Origin of the sequence: Saccharopolyspora sp. NPDC049426 (genome assembly GCF_040676935.1) — a bacterium.
Taxonomy (GTDB): domain Bacteria; phylum Actinomycetota; class Actinomycetes; order Mycobacteriales; family Pseudonocardiaceae; genus Saccharopolyspora.
Genome location: NZ_JBFAPZ010000004.1, coordinates 364292 through 382404, shown reverse-complemented (window position 1 = coordinate 382404; position 18113 = coordinate 364292). Strand labels below are relative to the sequence as shown.

General features: G+C 70.6%; 13 protein-coding genes. 9 read left to right on the top strand and 4 right to left on the bottom strand.

What is annotated here, in order from left to right; all coding sequences use genetic code 11:
* The first annotated feature begins 279 nt into the window (after positions 1-279).
* Positions 280-1446, top strand: a complete 1167-nt coding sequence (locus AB0J78_RS10760; RefSeq protein WP_363788574.1) for a fumarylacetoacetate hydrolase family protein — start codon at positions 280-282, stop codon at positions 1444-1446.
* Positions 1447-1504: 58 nt separating this feature from the next.
* Here the strand turns inward: AB0J78_RS10760 and AB0J78_RS10755 are convergent, their stop codons facing one another.
* Positions 1505-1663 (bottom strand): hypothetical protein, encoded by a 159-nt coding sequence (locus AB0J78_RS10755; protein ID WP_165943868.1) that lies wholly within the window; start codon positions 1661-1663, stop codon positions 1505-1507.
* Between the two features lie 216 nt (positions 1664-1879).
* Between AB0J78_RS10755 and AB0J78_RS10750 the strand changes: the two genes are divergently transcribed.
* The 5 genes from AB0J78_RS10750 (at position 1880) to AB0J78_RS10730 (ending at position 7131) form a co-directional block, all read left to right on the top strand.
* Entirely contained in the window at positions 1880-2284 is a 405-nt protein-coding gene (locus AB0J78_RS10750; RefSeq protein WP_363788572.1) for a DUF5313 family protein, read from the top strand.
* 134 nt (positions 2285-2418) lie between these two features.
* Positions 2419-3261 carry a nitrilase-related carbon-nitrogen hydrolase gene (locus tag AB0J78_RS10745; RefSeq protein WP_363788570.1) on the top strand — a complete coding sequence of 281 codons (843 nt, stop codon included), beginning with the start codon at positions 2419-2421 and terminating at the stop codon, positions 3259-3261.
* A gap of 11 nt (positions 3262-3272) precedes the next feature.
* Positions 3273-4667, top strand: coding sequence for a dihydropyrimidinase (hydA, locus tag AB0J78_RS10740; protein ID WP_363788569.1), 1395 nt, complete (start codon positions 3273-3275; stop codon positions 4665-4667).
* An 11-nt stretch (positions 4668-4678) separates the two neighbouring features.
* The gene (locus AB0J78_RS10735; RefSeq protein WP_363788568.1) at positions 4679-5680 is read left to right on the top strand and encodes a TIGR03842 family LLM class F420-dependent oxidoreductase; all 1002 of its coding nucleotides are present in this window, start codon (positions 4679-4681) and stop codon (positions 5678-5680) included.
* Positions 5681-5790: 110 nt separating this feature from the next.
* Positions 5791-7131, top strand: a complete 1341-nt coding sequence (locus AB0J78_RS10730) for a solute carrier family 23 protein (protein ID WP_363788566.1) — start codon at positions 5791-5793, stop codon at positions 7129-7131.
* Here the strand turns inward: AB0J78_RS10730 and AB0J78_RS10725 are convergent.
* A complete protein-coding gene (locus AB0J78_RS10725) occupies positions 7128-7784 on the bottom strand; it encodes a helix-turn-helix domain-containing protein (protein WP_363788564.1) in 657 nt (218 codons plus the stop codon). The genes AB0J78_RS10730 and AB0J78_RS10725 overlap by 4 nt on opposite strands.
* A gap of 332 nt (positions 7785-8116) precedes the next feature.
* Between AB0J78_RS10725 and AB0J78_RS10720 the strand changes: the two genes are divergently transcribed.
* Positions 8117-8251: a hypothetical protein gene (locus AB0J78_RS10720; RefSeq protein WP_363788562.1), complete on the top strand. Its 135-nt coding sequence runs from the start codon at positions 8117-8119 to the stop codon at positions 8249-8251.
* Positions 8252-8631: 380 nt separating this feature from the next.
* Positions 8632-9189 carry a methyltransferase domain-containing protein gene (locus tag AB0J78_RS10715; protein WP_363788895.1) on the top strand — a complete coding sequence of 186 codons (558 nt, stop codon included), beginning with the start codon at positions 8632-8634 and terminating at the stop codon, positions 9187-9189.
* 286 nt (positions 9190-9475) lie between these two features.
* Here AB0J78_RS10715 and acnA read toward each other — a convergent pair whose 3' ends face one another.
* The gene (acnA, locus tag AB0J78_RS10710; protein WP_363788560.1) at positions 9476-12286 is read right to left on the bottom strand and encodes an aconitate hydratase AcnA; all 2811 of its coding nucleotides are present in this window, start codon (positions 12284-12286) and stop codon (positions 9476-9478) included.
* 223 nt (positions 12287-12509) lie between these two features.
* Here acnA and AB0J78_RS10705 point away from each other — a divergent pair, with 223 nt between their 5' ends.
* Entirely contained in the window at positions 12510-13559 is a 1050-nt protein-coding gene (locus tag AB0J78_RS10705; protein ID WP_363788558.1) for an EamA family transporter, read from the top strand.
* Positions 13560-13717: 158 nt separating this feature from the next.
* Here AB0J78_RS10705 and AB0J78_RS10700 read toward each other — a convergent pair whose 3' ends face one another.
* Positions 13718-18097 carry a cation-translocating P-type ATPase gene (locus tag AB0J78_RS10700; protein ID WP_363788557.1) on the bottom strand — a complete coding sequence of 1460 codons (4380 nt, stop codon included), beginning with the start codon at positions 18095-18097 and terminating at the stop codon, positions 13718-13720.
* Positions 18098-18113: the final 16 nt, after the last annotated feature.

Below are 18113 nucleotides of genomic sequence, written 5' to 3'. Positions count from 1 at the left end.
ACGCCGGTGGCGTCCCCGCCCGGATCGCGCCAACGACGACCTGCCCACTGCCACTCACCCCACTGCCGGTTGATCCATTCCGCCCACAGACCATCACCCGAACGAGTGAGAGTCGATCGAACCTTACGTCACCATCGCGCCCGTTCGCCAGCACCGTCCTGATTCCACCCGGACGCAGGACGAGCGCACTTCCCCACCGGATGGCGGGCGTGCGAGAAGAGGCGGGGCGCGCGGTGTTCGAGGCGCTATGTTGCGGTCGAGCCGAACGAGAGGTGCCACGTGAAGCTGCTCGACGACGTGCGTGAAGTGCTGCCCACCGACCGCGACGCGGCCACCCTGGTCGGCCGCGTGCACGACCCGCAGGAGTCCGGCCCGTCCGTGGTCGCCGTGCGCGGAGACGAGCTGGTCGACCTCAGCGACACGGTCCCGACGCTGACCGACCTGCTGGAGCACCGCGATCCCGTCGGGCTCGCCCGCGGCGCCGCGCCGCGCAAGAGCTGGCCGCTGGCCAGCGTGCTCGACGCGACGGTCGACGGTGGGCCGGGGCCGAGGTTGCTGGCGCCGGCAGATCTGCAGGTGCTCAAGGCGGCCGGGGTCACCTTCGTCAAGAGCATGCTGGAGCGGGTCATCGAGGAACGCGCCGCGGGCGACGTGACCCGTTCGGCGGAGATCCGCGAGCAGGTGGAGTCCGCGATCGGCGGCACCCTCGCCGCGATCCGGCCGGGCTCGGAGGAAGCCCGCGCGGTCAAGGAAGTGCTGGTGCGCGACGGACTCTGGTCGCAGTACCTGGAGGTCGGGCTCGGCCCGGACCCGGAGATCTTCACCAAGGCGCCGCTGCTGGCGGCCGTGGGCGCGGGCGCGGAGATCGGCATCGCGGAGGGCTCGGACTGGAACAACCCGGAACCCGAGGTCGCGCTGGCGATCCGCAGCGACGGCCGGATCGTGGCCGCCACGCTGGGAAACGACGTCAACCTGCGCGACGTCGAGGGCCGCAGCGCCTTGCTGCTGCCCAAGGCCAAGGACAACAACGCCTCGGCGTCCCTGGGACCGTTCCTGCGCCTGTTCGACGACGGGTTCGGCCTCGATGACGTGCGGAACCTGGACGTGCGGCTGGAGGTGCGCGGTGAGGACGGGTTCGTCCTCGACGGGCACAGCTCGATGCGCGAGATCAGCCGAGACCCCGAGGAACTGGCCGCGTCCGCGCTGGGACCGCACCACCAGTACCCCGACGGGTTGATCCTCTACACCGGAACCCTCTTCGCCCCCACCGAGGATCGGGGAGCGCCCGGCAAGGGCTTCACCCACCAGGTCGGCGATGTGGTGCGGATTTCCACCCCGAAGCTCGGCACCCTCGCCAACCGGGTCAACCGCAGCGAGCGGTGTCCGCAGTGGACCTTCGGCGTGCGCTCCCTGCTCGCCAACCTGGTCCACCGCGGACTGCTCTGACCCCCATCTGCCCCCCGGAGAGCACCACCGGCCCGCGAGGTGGGCCGGTGGTCTTCGCTCAGTTGTGGTCGGACAGCCGCGCGCTGCGCTTCACCTGCGCGGCCACATCGCGGAGCCCCCGCCGGGTGCTCATCGACCCGGTGCCCTCCAGCGCGTCGGTGAACATCACGAACCCCAGAACCAGAACCAGCAGCATTGCCACGACGACGACGAACACTTTTCCTCCCCTTTCCGATTGCGGTATCGAGCTCCCGCAATCCCTCGTTACTACTGGGACGCGCTTCACCCGGCAGCGTGGCGTCAAATCACCCGAATGTGACGCAGATCGCTGTCGGTGGTCGCGTCATGTCGTTCGGCAACGCGTGCATAGGATCGGTTCGCGAGGGCCGAACGGACGGTCCCGAAGCACTGCGACGAGGACTAACCTGGAGCCATGGCGACCACCCCGCCCGCGCCGTCATCACGACCCAACCCGGCGCAATGGGTCTGGTACGCCTTCGGCGGCAAGCTGCCGGACCGGTGCGCCGAGTGGGTGCTGCACGACGTCACCTGCCGCACCTGGGTGTTGCGGCACCTCGCCCGCGCCCTGACCCAGCTCGCCCCGTTCTGCGCCGTGCTGATGCTGCTGCCCGGTCCGATGTGGATCCGGTTGAGCTCGCTGGCCCTCGGTCTGCTGGTCGGGCTGTTCTACTCGGTCTGCTACATGGGCGAGACCGGCGAGCATCGCGCCATCAAGCACGGCTTCCCGCCCGGCGTCGCCCGCGACACCCGCACCCTGCGCCGCGACGTCGACCGCGCCAACAAGCACGGCGTGGGCTACCGCCCCTGGTGGGAGTGACGCGGCTCCTCCCGTGAGCGCAGTGCGTCACCGTGAGTGATCGCACGGTCATTGCGGGTGTTCACCAGGGGGCCTACGTTCGGTTCCATCCGCCCGAGATCCGGCGGTCAGTCCGAGCGGGAGGGGCCTCCTCGATGCCCAACGTCGTTCGCGCAGCACTCGTGCAGGCCAAGTGGACCGGTGACACCGCGAGCATGGTCGACGCGCACGAGCAGCACGCCAGAGCCGCAGCCGCGCAGGGCGCGCGGATCATCGGCTTCCAGGAAGTGTTCAACGCGCCCTACTTCTGCCAGGTGCAGGAGGACGAGCACCACCGCTGGGCGGAGGCGGTGCCCGACGGCCCGACCGTGCAGCGCATGTGCGCGCTCGCCCTCGAGCTGTCGATGGTCGTCGTCGTGCCGGTCTTCGAGGTTGACGGGCCCGGCTTCCGCTACAACACCGCCGCGGTGATCGACGCGGACGGCACCTACCTCGGCAAGTACCGCAAGCACCACCTGCCGCACCTGCCCGGGTTCTGGGAGAAGTTCTACTTCCGGCCCGGCAACCTCGGCTGGCCGGTCTTCGACACCGCGATCGGACGCGTCGGGGTCTACATCTGCTACGACCGGCACTTCCCGGAGGGCTGGCGAGCGCTGGGCTTGGCGGGCGCCCAGATCGTCTACAACCCGTCGGCCACCAGCCGGGGCCTGTCGTCCTACCTGTGGAAGCTCGAACAACCCGCGGCAGCCGTGGCCAACGAGTACTTCGTCGCCGCCATCAACCGCGTCGGCGTGGAGGAGTACGGCGACAACGACTTCTACGGCACCAGTTACTTCGTCGACCCCTACGGCCAGTTCGTCGGTGACCCCGCCAGCGACACCGACGAAGAACTGCTGGTCCGCGACCTCGACCTGGCCGTCGTCGAGGAGGTCCGCCGCAAGTGGGCCTTCTACCGCGACCGCCGCCCCGACGCCTACGGCCCGCTGACCCAGCCCTGAGGGAGCCCGCGATGCGCAGAACCGTCATCCGCGGTGGTCTGGTGATCACCGCGACCGAGGAGATCGAAGCCGACGTCCTGGTCGAGGACGACACGATCGCCGCCATCGCCGCACCCGGCGTGGCGCGGGACTGGACCGCCGACGCGGTGTTCGACGCCACCGGCCACTACGTCATCCCCGGCGGCGTGGACGCCCACACGCACATGGAGATGCCCTTCGGCGGCACCTTCGCCGCCGACACCTTCGAGACCGGCACCCGCGCGGCGGCGTGGGGCGGCACGACCACCATCATCGACTTCGCCATCCAGCCCGTCGGCCGCACGCTGCGCGAAGGCGTGGAGGCGTGGCACGCCAAGGCCGACGACAACTGCGCCATCGACTACGGCTTCCACGGCATCCTCTCCGACGTCGGCGACGGCGTGCTCAAGGAGATGGACGCGCTGGTGGGCGAAGGCATCACCAGCTTCAAGATGTTCATGGCCTACCCGGGCGTGTTCTACAGCGACGACGGGCAGATCCTGCGCGCCATGCAGCAGGCGGGCGAGAACGGCGCGCTGATCATGATGCACGCCGAGAACGGCATCGCCATCGACGTCCTGGTCGGCCAGGCGCTCGACGCCGGGCACACCGATCCGAAGTACCACGGCCGCGTCCGCCACCCGCTGCTGGAAGCTGAGGCCACGCACCGCGCCATCCAGCTGTCCAAAGTGGCCGGTTCACCGCTGTACGTGGTGCACGTGTCGGCGACCGAGGCGGTCGCCGAGATCACCAAGGCCCGACACGAGGGTCACGCCGTCTTCGGCGAGACCTGCCCGCAGTACCTGTTCCTGACCGTCGACGACCTCGCCGCACCAGGGTTCGAAGGCGCGAAGTACGTCTGCTCCGCGCCCCTGCGCCCGGCCGACCACCAGGCGTCGCTGTGGCGGGCGCTGCGCACCGACGACCTGTCGGCGGTCTCCACCGACCACTGCCCGTTCTGCTTCGCCGGCCAGAAGGAACTCGGGCGCGACGACTTCTCCAAGATCCCCAACGGCATCCCGGGCGTGGAGAACCGCCTCGACCTGCTGCACGACGCCGTGGTCGCGGGCCGGATCAGCCGCCGCCGGTGGGTCGAACTGGCCAGCACCGCCCCGGCTCGGATGTTCGGGCTGCACCCGCGCAAGGGCACCATCGCCCCGGGCGCCGACGCCGACCTCGTCATCTACGACCCCGGCGCCGAACAGGTGCTCTCGGCCGAGACCCACCACATGAACGTGGACTACAACGCCTACGAGGGCAGGCGGATCACGGGCCGGGTGCGCACGGTGCTGTCCCGGGGCGAGGCCATCGTGCACGACGGCGAGTACCACGGCCGGCCCGGCAGGGGCCGGTTCCTGCGCCGTGAACCCTGCGGATACCTGAGCTGAGGAGCGCGGCAATGGACTTCGGACTCGTGCTGCAAACCGACCCGCCCGCATCGGTGCTGGTCGACCGGATGCGGCAGGCGGAGGAACTGGGTTTCACCCACGGCTGGACGTTCGACTCCTGCGTGCTGTGGCAGGAGCCGTTCGTCATCTACAGCCAAATGCTCGCCGCCACCCGGCGGTTGCGAGTCGGAACGATGGTGACCAACCCCAGCACCCGGGACTGGACGGTGACCGCTTCGCTGTTCGCCACCCTCAACGACATGTTCGGGCCGCGCACCATCTGCGGCATCGGCCGCGGTGATTCCGCGGTGCGCGTCACCGGCGGAAGACCCACCACCGTGGCCACTCTCGGCACGGCGATGGGGGTGATCAAGGACCTCGCCGAAGGTCGCGAGGCCGTGCTGCACGACACGCCGGTCCGGCTGCCGTGGGTCCGCGACGGGCGACTGCCGGTGTGGATGGGCGCCTACGGGCCGAAGGCCCTGGAGCTGGTCGGGCGCCAGGCCGACGGGTTCATCCTGCAACTCGCCGACCCGTACCTGACCCGGTGGATGGTCGAGCACGTCCGCGACTCAGCGGAGCGGGCCGGACGAGATCCGGCGGAGGTCACGGTGTGCGTCGCGGCCCCGGCCTACGTCGGTGACGACCTCGCGCACGCGCGCGAGCAGTGCCGGTGGTTCGGCGGCATGGTCGGCAACCACGTCGCCGACCTCGTCTCCCGCTACGGCGACGCGGGGGAGGCCGTACCGGCAGCCCTCACCGACTACGTCAAGAACCGCGGCGGCCACTACGACTACACGCACCACGGCCGCGCGGGCAATCAGAGCACCGATTTCGTCCCGGACGAGATCGTCGACCGGTTCTGCCTGCTCGGACCGGTAGCCGCGCACCTGGACCGGCTCGCCGAACTCCGCGAGATCGGCGTGGACCAGTTCGCCGTCTACGCCATGCACGACGCGATCGACGACACCGTCCGCGCCTACGGCGAGGAGATCATCCCCGTGCTCGGCTGACCCGATCCGCGTGGTCGCCCGGCTGCGGCGGCAGTCACACGGGTACCGGTTTGTAGAGTTCCGCTCGATCTAGCGGTCCCGCGCTGCGGGTGGAACAGGAAGGCTCGCCCATGCGGCAGGGACTGGGCTCGAAGTTGGGCATCGGCTGGCGGCTGCACGGCGACGGAGGAACACCGCGCCCCGGTGACGCCGTCGCGCCGGACGAACGGCTCTCGTGGGGCCGGACGATCGGGCTCGGTGCCCAGCACGTGGTGGCGATGTTCGGAGCCACCTTCGTCTTCCCCGTCCTGATGGGACTGGACCCGAACCTGGCGATCATGGTCTCGGGCGTGGCCACGATCGTGTTCCTGCTCATCGTGCAGGGCAAGATCCCCAGCTACCTCGGTTCCAGCGCCTCGTTCGTCGGGGCCGTGACCGTCATCCGCGCCGGAGGTGGGGACAGCTCGGCGGTCACCGGCGCGATCCTGATCTGCGCGCTCGTGCTGGGCGCTGTCGGGGTGATCGTGCACTTCGCGGGGCCGGCGGCGATCCACCGGATGCTGCCACCGGCGGTCTCCGGTGCGGTGGTCATGCTGATCGGCTTCAACCTCGCGCCCGTGGTCGCCGAGACCTACTGGCCGCAGGACCAGTGGGTCGCGCTGATCACCATGGTGATCGTGCTGGCGGCCAGCGTGCTGCTGCGCGGTTTCTGGGGGCGCATCGCCGTCTTCCTCGGCCTGGTCGGCGGATACGCGCTGTCGTGGGCGTTCGACGCGCTCTTCGGTCCGATCACCGCGCCCGACGCGGACGGCAACGTCAGCACCCACCCGAGGCTGGACCTCAGCGGCGTGGCCGACGCGCCCTGGTTCGGGCTGCCGCAGTTCCACGCGCCCTCGTTCGACCTGGCCGCGATCATCGTCGTGCTCCCGGCCGTCATCGCGCTCATCGCCGAGAACACCGGGCACGTCAAGGCGGTCGAGCAGATGACCGGCAGCGAGCTCGACGGCAGCCTCGGCCGCGCGATCTTCGCCGACGGGTTCGCCAGCGCCCTGTCCAGCGCCGTCGGCGGCCCGCCGACCACGACCTACGCGGAGAACATCGGCGTCATGGCCGCCACCCGCGTGTACTCGACCGCCGCCTACTGGGTGGCGGCGATCGTGGCCATCGCCTTCGGGCTGTGCCCGAAGTTCGGCGCGGTCATCGCCGCCACACCCGGTGGCGTGCTCGGCGGCATCACCGTGGTGCTCTACGGGATGATCGGCCTGCTCGGCGCGAAGATCTGGGTGGAGAACCGGGTGGACTTCGCCGACCCGGTCAACCTCCTGCCCCTGGCCGCCGGACTGGTCGCCGGCATCGGCGGGGTGTCGTTGCAGATCACCCCGTCGTTCGAGTTCAGCGGCATCGCCCTGGGCACGGTGGTGACGCTGGTCGGCTACCACCTGCTGCGCGCGGGCGTGGCACGCCGGAGCTAGATGTCCAGCTCCGGGGTGCGGACCACGACTTCCTGAGCGGAGATCGGGCGACCGGGGAGCGGGCGGCTGTTGTCGGCGCGCAACCCGTCGAGCAGCACCGCGATGTAGCGGGCCGGGGCCACGGTGCGCAGCTCCTCGGGCAGCGCCTGCACGCCCTGCAGCGCCAGCGAGCTCAGCACGGCGATGTCGCCGGTGCTGACGTCGTCGCGCAGCGTCCCGTCGGCCTGGGCCCGCTTGACCAGGTCGTCGACCAGCGCCATGAACTCGTTGTTCACGGACTCGGTGTTGGGGTCGGCGTTGATGAGCGCCCGCGCCCTGGAGGACAGGACCGTCAGCCGGACCACCGTGCGCAGCGCCATGCCGCGGTGCAGGATCTGGCTGAGCGCCCGCCACGCGTCGGGCTCCTGCTCGATGGTCGCGCGGGTGTCTTCCAGCACGGAGTTGAAGGCGTCGTGGGCGACGGCCCGGATCAGCGAGTCCCGATCGGGGAAGCGGCGGTAGAGGGTGCCGACGCCGACGCCGGCGGTTCGGGCGACCTCCTCCATGGGTACCTCGGTACCGCGTTCGGTGAACACGGCCTGGGCGGCGGTGATGATCCGGTCCCGGTTTCGGCGTGCGTCTGCGCGCAGTCGCGGCGTCGTTTCGGTGGTCATGATCCTCGATTCGGCCCTGTTGTGCTTCGGGCGGATTGTCGCATGCCGCGTACTCCGTTAAGGGGATGAGTGACGTCCATTTTGCTTCGCGGGGCGAACGATCGCCCTACCTGCGACGTTCACCCGAAAGTGGATGACTCGGCGGCTGCGATGATCGGCTGTTCGAGTGTCGTGCACATTACAGCCGTCTGGTTTGGGAAGTCCGGAAACACGGCCGTAGGATTGGTTCGTACCGGGTTATTACCCAAACCTCCTTCCGATCGACCCGCCTGGGCGGGTATGTGCGTGCGCGCGCTCGGAAGGCGGGGCGGACAGTGGAAGGGAGGCAAGTAGTGGCAACGGTGTGGGTGGCCCTGGCGGCCGAGGCGATCGTTCTTCTGGGTGCGGCCGGAGCGCTGACCAGCTGGGTCAGGCGTTCGGACGAGACCCCGGACCAGGTCATCGAGCCCGTCGGGCAGGTCGCCTGAGGTAAGCGCGCGCACGGGCTTGCTCCCAGTCGGGACAAGCCCGTGAAGCTTTCCCAATCGTTCTTCGAACGCACTTCGTTACAGGTTCCGGCGCAATTCCGCGCCCTTTTTCCGCGGCCGGTCGAGCACTTCCCGGTGAATTGCGGGTTTCCTGATCTTCTCCTCGCACCCCGTGGTGTGCGGCACTGCTGTGCGCCCGGTCGCAGATCGCCCGATAGGCTGGTGCGCACCAACGACCGGCTTCACCGATCGGGAAGGCATCCGTGACCTCTCCACACACGCCCAGCAGCCCGGACCCGACGACGCCCGCTGCGGGGCCGGGGAGCGGACGAGGGGGCGCGTCGGTGCTGCAGAACTACCGGACCTTCCTGGAGCGCGCGGTGAGCAAGCCCGGCCAGGTCGGTGCCGTCGCGCCCAGCTCACCGCATCTCGCGCGCGAGATGGGCTCGGTGGTGCCGCGCACCGGTAGCCCCGTGGTCGTCGAGCTCGGCCCCGGCACGGGTGCCCTGAGCTCGGCCATCGCCAACCGGCTTCCCGCGGGCGGCCGGCACGTGGCCATCGAGCTGGACTCGGGCATGGTCGAACACCTCAACCGGGCACTCCCGTGGCTGGAGGTCATCCAGGGCGATGCCTCGCACCTGGGGGCGCTGCTGTCGGCGGCGGGCATCGACCGGGTCGACGCCGTGGTCAGCGGCCTGCCGTGGTCGATCTTCCCGGCCAAGCTGCAGCACGACATCCTGCAGCAGGTCGGCTCGGTGCTCACCCCCGGCGGTGCCTTCACGACCTTCGCCTACCTGCACGCCCTGGGAATGTCCGGCGCGCGCCAGTTCCGCCGCCGCCTCGACGTCAGCTTCGACGAGGTCATCACCTCCCGAACGGTCTGGCGCAACATGCCCCCGGCAAGGACCTACGTCTGCCGCAGGCCCAACCTCCCCTGACCCACGTCAGGCAAGCGACGGAGTCGCTTTCTCTCCACCCCACCTGAGCAGCCGGCACCGCCGCGGGTTCTGAGCGGCTTCGTGGCGAGTACGCCGGGACGCCGCGTATTCACATACTCAAGGAGCGGCGCACGGAGTCCATGAAGCCGCTCAGGTTCCGCTTCTGGCGCCGCCGAGCAAGATGACCACAGAGTCTTGAACACAAAAGAGAGAACGGGCCCAGCGGGAGCTTGTGACTCCCACCGGACCCGTTCTCAAAGGATCCTGCCAGGGTAAAGCAGGAGGATCAGGAGCGGATCATCTTGCGGAGGACGTACTGCAGGATGCCGCCGTTGCGGTAGTAGTCCGCCTCACCAGGGGTGTCGATGCGGACCTTGGCGTCGAACTCGACCTGGGAGCCGTCGGCCTTGGTGGCGGTGACCTTCACGGTCTCCGGGGTGTCACCGTCGTTGAGCTTGGTGATGCCGGAGAAGTCGAAGGTCTCGGTGCCGTCCAGGCCCAGCGACTTGGCCGAGGAGCCCGCCGGGAACTGCAGCGGGATGACGCCCATGCCGATGAGGTTCGAGCGGTGGATGCGCTCGAAGGACTCGGCGATGACGGCGCGCACGCCCAGCAGGCGGGTGCCCTTGGCGGCCCAGTCGCGCGACGAACCGGAGCCGTACTCCTTGCCGCCCAGCACGACCAGCGGGGTGTCCTGCGCGGCGTAGTTCTGCGCGGCGTCGTAGATGAACGCCTGCGGAGCGCCTTCCTGGGTGAAGTCCCGGGTGTAGCCGCCCTGCACGTCGTCCAGCAGCAGGTTGCGCAGCCGGATGTTGGCGAAGGTGCCGCGGATCATCACCTCGTGGTTGCCCCGGCGGGAACCGTAGGAGTTGAAGTCCTTGCGGTCGATGCCGTGCTCCGACAGGTACTGGCCCGCCGGGGAGTCCGGCTTGATGGCACCGGCCGGGGAGATGTGGTCGGTGGTGACCGAGTCGCCCAGCAGCGCCAGCACGCGGGCACCGGAGATGTCGGTGACCGGGGCCGGGTCCATCTGCATGCCCTCGAAGTACGGGGGCTTGCGGACGTAGGTGCTCTGCGCGTCCCACTCGAAGGTCTCGCCCTCCGGGGTGGGCAGCGCGCGCCAGCGCTCGTCACCCTTGAACACGTCCTGGTAGGAGGACGTGAACATCTCGTTGGTGATCGCCGAGTCGATGGTCTTCTGGACCTCCTGCGGCGACGGCCAGATGTCGCGCAGGTACACCGGGTTGCCCTCGGTGTCGTTGCCCAGCGGGTCGTTCTCGAAGTCGAAGTCCATCGTGCCCGCGAGGGCGTAGGCGATGACCAGCGGCGGCGAGGCCAGGTAGTTCATCTTGACGTCGGGGTTGATCCGGCCCTCGAAGTTCCGGTTGCCCGACAGCACCGAGGTGACGGTGAGGTCGTTCTCCTGCACGGCGGCGGAGATCTCCTCCGGCAGCGGGCCGGAGTTGCCGATGCAGGTGGTGCAGCCGTAACCGACCAGGTGGAAGCCGAGCTTCTCCAGGTACGGCCACAGACCGGCCTTCTCGTAGTAGTCGGTGACGACCTGCGAGCCCGGGGCCATGGAGGTCTTCACCCACGGCTTGCGGGTGAGGCCCTTGTCCACGGCCTTCTGCGCGAGCAGCGCGGCACCGAGCATCACCGAGGGGTTCGAGGTGTTGGTGCAGGAGGTGATCGAGGCGATCACCACGGCACCGTGGTCGAGCTCGAACTCGCCCAGCTCGTCGGAGGAGACCGAGACGGGCTTGGAGATCCGGCCGTTGGACCCGTTGGCCGCGGAGACCAGCTCCGGCTTGGCGTGCGGGCTGATCGACGTCGGGTCGCTGGCGGGGAAGGACTCCTCGCCGGCCTCGTCGAGGGCCGCGTCATCGGTGGGCGCGGCGGTGTAGTCGGTCAGCGCGGTGCGGAACGACTGCTTGGCCTCGGAGACCACGATGCGGTCCTGCGGGCGCTTCGGACCGGCGATCGACGGGACCACGGTGGACAGGTCCAGCTCGAGGTACTCGGAGTACTCCGGCTCGTGGCTCGCATCGTGCCACAAACCCTGCTCCTTGGCGTAGGCCTCGACCAGGGCGACCTGGTCGGCCGGACGGCCGGTGAGCTTGAGGTAGCGCACGGTCTCGTCGTCGATCGGGAAGATCGCGGCGGTGGAGCCGAACTCCGGGCTCATGTTGCCGATGGTGGCGCGGTTGGCCAGCGGCACCGAGGCGACGCCCGAGCCGTAGAACTCGACGAACTTGCCGACGACGCCGTGCTTGCGCAGCATCTCGGTGATCGTGAGGACGACGTCGGTGGCGGTGGCGCCGGCGGGGATCTCACCGGTGAGCTTGAAGCCGACCACGCGCGGGATGAGCATCGACACGGGCTGGCCGAGCATCGCGGCCTCGGCCTCGATGCCGCCGACGCCCCAGCCCAGCACGCCCAGGCCGTTGACCATGGTGGTGTGGGAGTCGGTGCCGACGCAGGAGTCGGGGTAGGCCTGGCCGTTGCGCGACATCACGGTGCGGGCCAGGTGCTCGATGTTGACCTGGTGCACGATGCCGGTGCCCGGGGGGACGACCTTGAACTCGTCGAAGGCGCCCTGGCCCCAGCGCAGGAACTGGTAGCGCTCCTTGTTGCGGCCGTACTCGAACTCGACGTTGCGCTCGAAGGCGTCGGGCTTGCCGAACACGTCGATGATCACCGAGTGGTCGATGACCAGCTCGGCCGGCGCCAGCGGGTTGACCTTGGAGGTGTCGCCGCCGAGGTCGGCGACGGCCTCACGCATGGTGGCGAGGTCAACGACGCAGGGAACGCCGGTGAAGTCCTGCATGATCACCCGAGCGGGGGTGAACTGGATTTCGGTGGCGGGTTCCGCCTTGGAGTCCCAACCGGCCAGTGCGCGCACGTGGTCGGCGGTGATGTTGGCACCGTCTTCGGTGCGCAGCAGGTTCTCCAGGAGGATCTTGAGGCTGTAGGGCAGTCGCTCGGCACCATCGACGGCGCTGAGTCGGAACACCTCGTAAGAGGCGTCGCCGACGTTCAGCGTGCCGCGTGCGCCGAAGCTGTCCTTGCTCGCAGGTGCAGTCACGTTCAACTCCATCTCGCGACGGGCGCAAGTTCGGGAACGATTGCGAGTCTCGCGCACGTCAGCTGAGCGTGCGCGAGGACTCGCGCTCTTCACCGCTAACAGTACGCGTGTCCTATAAAGCCGCTCAACAAAGGGTGACCTGACTGTCGATCGCTTATGCGCTTTTCGTCAAAAAGCGCGGGTGTTTCCACAGCGGGACGCGGCGTTTTCGGTTCTGGAACACCGGGGAGGCCGAATGTTGCCGGCAGCGGGCCTCGTGGGCGCGGCAGTGGCGCCTTTCGGCGGTGTGGCACGCCAGTACCGGAGTTGCGGTTCGGCGTGCTTCGATGTGCCCGTGCGCCCACCGACTCGTGATCCCCGCGCCGTCGGCCTGCCCGTGGCCGTGGCCTCTGCGATCTTCTTCGGCGGATCGGGACCGTTCGCCAAACCGCTGATCAACGCCGGGCTGAGCCCGCTGCACGTGGCCTGGTTGCGGCTGGCCGGGGGAGCGCTGCTCCTGCTGCCGGTCCTGCTGCGCCACCTGCCGGTGCTGCGCCGCGCCCCGCGCCTGATCATCGGCTACGGGTTGTTCTCGGTCGCCGGGATCCAGGTCTGCTACTTCGCCGCCATCGCGACCATCCCGGTGGGCGTGGCGCTGCTGATCGAGTTCCTGGGCCCGGTGCTGGTGCTGGGCTGGATCCGGTTCGTCCGCCGCGCACCGGTGAGCCGCTCCGCGGTGATCGGCGTGCTGCTGGCGGTCGTCGGCCTGGCGTGCGTGGTCGAGCTGTTCTCGGGTCTGAGCTTCAACCCGCTGGGCCTGCTGCTGAGCCTGGGAGCCGCGGCGTGCCAGGCCACCTACTTCCTGCTCTCGGATTCGACGGCGGAGGTCGATCCCTTCGCGCTGGCCGGTTTCGGGCTGCTGCTGGGCGCTGCGGTGGTCACCGCGATCGCACGGCCGTGGGAGATGGACTTCGCGCTGCTGGCGGGTCAGGTGGAGCTGGCCGGACACCACGTCCCGGCGATGGCCGCCGTCGGGTGGGTCGTCGTCGGATCCACCGTGCTGGCCTACCTCACCGGAATCGTCGCCGTGCGCCTGCTGTCCCCGCAGGTCGCCGGTGGCGTGGCGTTCCTCGAACCGGTGGTGGCCACGCTGCTGGCGTGGGTGCTGCTGGCGGAGGCGCTGGGAACGCCGCAGCTGGTGGGCGGAGCGCTGATCCTCGTCGGCGCCTACGTCGCGCAACGCGCCGCACCCTCCGATCGCGAGGCGGGTGCGCTGGCGGGCCCGGTCGGTTCGCCGGCGCCGTGACTCAGGCGGTGCGCAGCGCCGACTTGACCAGGTGCACGACCAACGTCTCGATCAACGCGATGGCCGCGGCGGTGAGGATGGTGGTCAGGAATGCAGGCATCGGTGGCGTCCTCGTCCAATCAGTGTGCTTCGACGCCTCCGACTGTGGGGCAAGCGGGTTAGCCGGGTTCGGAAGGCAGGTGGCCGACGGGTGAACCCGCACCCAATTCCGCAGGGCGAGGCAGGAACGAGCGTCCCACCGGCCACATCTGCCACACCCGCATCGCCAGGGCGACGGACACCGAGACTCCGAGCGCGATGGCCCACTGGTGCGGCAGCAGCGGGCTGCTGCCGAAGAACTGGCTGACCCCGGGCAGCTGCACCAGTGCGAACAGCACCAGCACCGAGCCCGCCGCGGCCAGCACGACCAGCGGAGTGCGCCCGCGCGAGGTCAGGGTCTGCGCCAGCTGAGCCGACACCAGCGCGACCAGTCCCGCCGTGCGTGCCTGCGCGGCGGTGGCCACCGGCCGGGTCAGAGTCCAGGCCAGTCCCGCCGCAGCGGCGGTGGCCACGGCCCGCGCGCCGACCTCGCGCGCCAGCGCGGAGCCCAGCGACGCCTCTGGCCCTTCGGCCAGCAGCTTCTCCGGGGTGCGGTCGGCCGGTGGCCGCACCGCGATGGCGATCGTGGGCAGCACGTCGGTGAGCATGTTGACCACCAGCAGCTGCCGGGCGTTGAGCGCGGCCGACGGGCTGATCAGCCCGGTGCCCAGCGCGTAGCCGATCTCGCCGAGGTTGCCGCCGAGCAGCACCGCGAGAGCTTCGCGCACCGAAGTCCACATGCCCCGGCCCTCGACGATGCCGTCGGTGAGCGTTTCGATGCGGTCGTCGGCGACCACCAGGTCGGCGGCGTCGCGGGCCGCCGCCGTGGCGCGCGAACCGAACGCGATCCCGACGTGCGCGAGGTTGATCGCGGGCACGTCGTTGGCGCCGTCGCCGGTCATGGCCACCACCCGACCGGCGTCGCGCAGGCAGCGCACGATGCGCGCCTTCTGCGCCGGGGTGACCCGCGCGAACACCGCGATCTTGGGCACCTCGCCCGCCAGCTGCTCGTCGTCGAGCTCGTCGAGCTGGGCTCCGGCCAGCACCCGCTTGTTGCCGAGCATCCCCAGCTCGGCGGCGATGGCCTCGGCCGTGCTCGGGTGATCACCGGTGATCATGATGACGTCCACGCCCGCGCGCCCCAGCTGTTCCACGGCCTCCGCGGCGGTGGCGTGCACCGGATCGGCCAGACCGAGCAGGCCGACGAGTTCGAGCTCGTCCACATCGGATTCGGTGAGCTCGTAGTCCTCTCCGACCCGGCGTTCGGCGACCGCCAGCAGCCGGAAACCGCGCAGCGCCAGCCGTTCGACCTCGGCCTCGACGTCGGCGCGGGCCTCGGCGTCGAACGAGCGCGACGATCCGTTGCGCCGCCAGCTCGCGCACCGGTCCAGCACCACTTCCGGGGCGCCCTTGACCGACAGCAGCCGGTCGGTGTGCACGGCGTGGAAACCGCGCGACGGTTCGAAGGGCAGCTCGGCGAGCACCTCGCCGTCAGCGGTCAGCCCGATCTCGCAGGCGCCGTCGAGCACCGCGCGGTCGGTCAGGTGCGGCAGCGGGTGGTCGTCCTGCGGGCGCGGGGTGGCGCGCAGGGCGGCGGCCACGACCTCCCGGTGCACGCTCTGCAAGTCGTGCACGCCGCGAGATCCGCGACCGTCGGAGACCTCGCCGAGCGCGATCCGGCCCTGGGTGAGCGTGCCGGTCTTGTCGAAGCACAGCGCGTCGACCCGGCCGAGCGCCTCGATGGTGGCGGGGCTGCGCACCAGGACGCCGCGCTTGGACATGCGACGCGCCGCGGCGAGCTCGGCCAGGGTCGCCACGAACGGCAGTCCCTCCGGCACCGCGGCCACAGCCAGGCCGACCGAGCGCGCCACGGTCTGCCCCATCGGCACCCCGCGCAGCAGGTCGGAGGCGAACAGCAGCGCGCCCGCGCCGATGGAGACCGGCAGCACCTTCTTGGTCAGCTCCGCGAGCCTCGCTTCGACACCGGTGGAATCGTCGGTCCCGGTGACCTGAGCCGTCGTGCGGCCCAGCTCGGTGTTCGACCCGATCGCGACCGCCACCGCGACGCCGGTACCGCTGGCGATGACCGTGCCCTGGTAGAGCATGCAGGTGCGGTCGGCCACCGCAGGCGCGGTGGTGGGTGCGGCGGTCTTGGCGACCAGGTGGGATTCACCGGTCAGGCCCGACTCGTCGACCTCCAGCGATTCCACCGACAGCAACCGGCAGTCCGCGGGCACGCCGTCACCCGCGCGCAGCTCGACGACGTCGCCGGGGACGAGCTCGTCGGAGGAGACGATCTCGGTGCTGCCGGCTCGGCGTCGCCGCGCCGGCGTCCGCCCGGAGGCCAGCAGCTTGCCCAGCTCGCGGTCGGTGGCGGCCCGCTGGACGCCGTCGATGAGCGCGCTGGCCAGCAGCACCCCGAAGATCAGCCCGGCGTCCACGACCGACCCCAGGCCCGCGGAGATCACCGCCCCTGCGCCCAGCACCGGCGTGATCGGGGTGATCAAACCCTCGACGGTCGCTGCGAACACGCCCACCGGAGCGTGCCCGTTGTCGGGTGGCCGGTGCCGCTCGGCGGCCGCGGACGCCGCGAGACCCCGCTCGGAGGTGTCCAGTGTGGACAGGACGGTGGCTGCGGGCATCGCGTGCCACGGCGTGCGTTCGCGGGGGAGCGGCGGCGGTCTGGTGGTGGCGCGGAGGGCGACCCAGGCGCCGGTTCCGTAGGCGGTCAACGCCGCCGCGTGCACCGGCATCGAAGCGCGTGCGGGGGCACCGGCCGCCGGGCCGAACGCGGCGAACAGCGCGCCCAGCAGCGCGCCTGCCGCCGAGATGCCCGCTGCGTACCTGCTCGCCGCCCGCGCCTCCGCGGCCGAGCCCAGAAGCAGGTCGAGAACCGCGGCGCTGGGGCATATCACGTCCGAGGCCCAGGCGGCGGAGTCCGATGTGGACAGGCCGATGCCGAGGTCGGCGGCGGCCAGGCCGTCGCCACCGAGGTGCGAGACCAGCGCGACGACGGCGCCGTCGTCCTGCAACGCCCGCACCGAGTCGACGAGTTCGGAGCCGCCCGGTACCGCGCCGTCGACCGGCAGCCTGCGCTCCAGTCCGTACCCGGTCACGAGCACGTCGCCGGCCACGGCCCGCGCGGTGTCGACCAGGGCCTCGGCGAGCGGGTCCAGCTCGTCGACCACGACGACCAGCGCCACCGTCCGTCCATCATGGACCATTCCGAGAATCGTCGCGCCACAAGCGATTTCAGCCTTCGCCGCGCGCCGGACCTCCGGCGGATGGGCCGAGACGTCCAGCGGAGCGACCGACCAGTCCCCGCTGCTGCGATGCGCGGTGGGATCGGCGGGGTCGACGAGCTCGCCCGCGCGGGTGAACAGCTCCGCGGAGTCGGCGCCGTCGTCCAACGCGATCACCGAGTCGACCACGCGCCGTCCGGTCAGCAGGGCAGGGGCGTCGAAGACGACCGCGTCCACGCGGTCCAGCAGCCGCAGCGCGTCCGGTTCCAGCACGAGCGCGCCCCGCGAGGCCAGCGACGTGCTCAACGTCGTCGCGAACGCCTCGCGCCCGCCGGCGGCGGGCTTGGGCACCGCGGCCATGAGCGCGGCCAGGGCGCGCTGCGGAGCGCGCGACAACGCGTAGACGGTGATCGCACCGCCCAGCGCCGAGCCGCCCGAGGCGTTGGCGACCCGTTCCACCGGCCCGTCGGGAACCGGGCGCGGACGAGGCCGGTGCGCCAGCGCGGGGCAGGCGTGCGGCAGCGCGTCCTCCCAGTGCTGCCAGGCCTGGTGGCGCGCGAGCGTTTCGCGGGCGGAGCAGAAGCGCCCGCACAGATCGGTCAGCGCCCCCAGCGGGCGCCCGGCCAGGCCCTGCCCGGCGGCACCGCCCAGCGCCAGCGCCAGGTCCAGCGGTGCGCGTCCGATCACCCGCTGCAGGCCACCGCGCATCCACGGGACCGTGTCGACCAGCGACACCGCGGCGGGCACCAGCGGTGAGACCAACCGCGCCGGCAGCAGCGCACCCAGCCCCGCGTAGCCCAGGCCCACCGCGCTCACCGCCAACGCGCCGGCGTCGCGCAGCACGGCCTCGGCGTTGCCCGGGTGCCGCCGGCTGCGCGGCGCCACGTCCTGATCTCCTAGCCCGAATCCGGTCTCGACCTCGCCGATGATCCGCGCGGGTTCGGTGAGGTCGGGCAGTTCGGGGTCGTGCTCGACGACCACACGTCCGAGCACCCCGTTGACCTCGGCGCTGCGGACTCCGGCGAGTTCGCTCAGCCGGCGCTGCACCTCGCGGACGGCGTCGTCGTTGCCGGGCAGGTGCGCACCCCGCATCTCCAGGTGGCTGCGCTGATGTCCGCGCCAGACGCGGCGGTCACCGAGAGAGGTGGTGGCCGTGCGGGCAGCCTGCAACACCGGTGCGGCGATTTCGGCGGCTTGCGACAGCAGCCAGCGCAGCATCGGCACACCCCCGGCG

Excerpts from the sequence above, each read along its gene's own strand:
- AB0J78_RS10725 (WP_363788564.1), bottom strand. The coding sequence starts at position 7,784 with ATGACCACCGAAACGACGCCGCGACTGCGCGCAGACGCACGCCGAAAC.
- acnA (WP_363788560.1), bottom strand. The coding sequence starts at position 12,286 with ATGGAGTTGAACGTGACTGCACCTGCGAGCAAGGACAGCTTCGGCGCA.
- hydA (WP_363788569.1), top strand. The coding sequence starts at position 3,273 with ATGCGCAGAACCGTCATCCGCGGTGGTCTGGTGATCACCGCGACCGAG.
- AB0J78_RS10705 (WP_363788558.1), top strand. The coding sequence starts at position 12,510 with ATGTTGCCGGCAGCGGGCCTCGTGGGCGCGGCAGTGGCGCCTTTCGGC.
- AB0J78_RS10700 (WP_363788557.1), bottom strand. The coding sequence starts at position 18,097 with ATGCTGCGCTGGCTGCTGTCGCAAGCCGCCGAAATCGCCGCACCGGTG.
- AB0J78_RS10730 (WP_363788566.1), top strand. The coding sequence starts at position 5,791 with ATGCGGCAGGGACTGGGCTCGAAGTTGGGCATCGGCTGGCGGCTGCAC.
- AB0J78_RS10750 (WP_363788572.1), top strand. The coding sequence starts at position 1,880 with ATGGCGACCACCCCGCCCGCGCCGTCATCACGACCCAACCCGGCGCAA.
- AB0J78_RS10745 (WP_363788570.1), top strand. The coding sequence starts at position 2,419 with ATGCCCAACGTCGTTCGCGCAGCACTCGTGCAGGCCAAGTGGACCGGT.
- AB0J78_RS10735 (WP_363788568.1), top strand. The coding sequence starts at position 4,679 with ATGGACTTCGGACTCGTGCTGCAAACCGACCCGCCCGCATCGGTGCTG.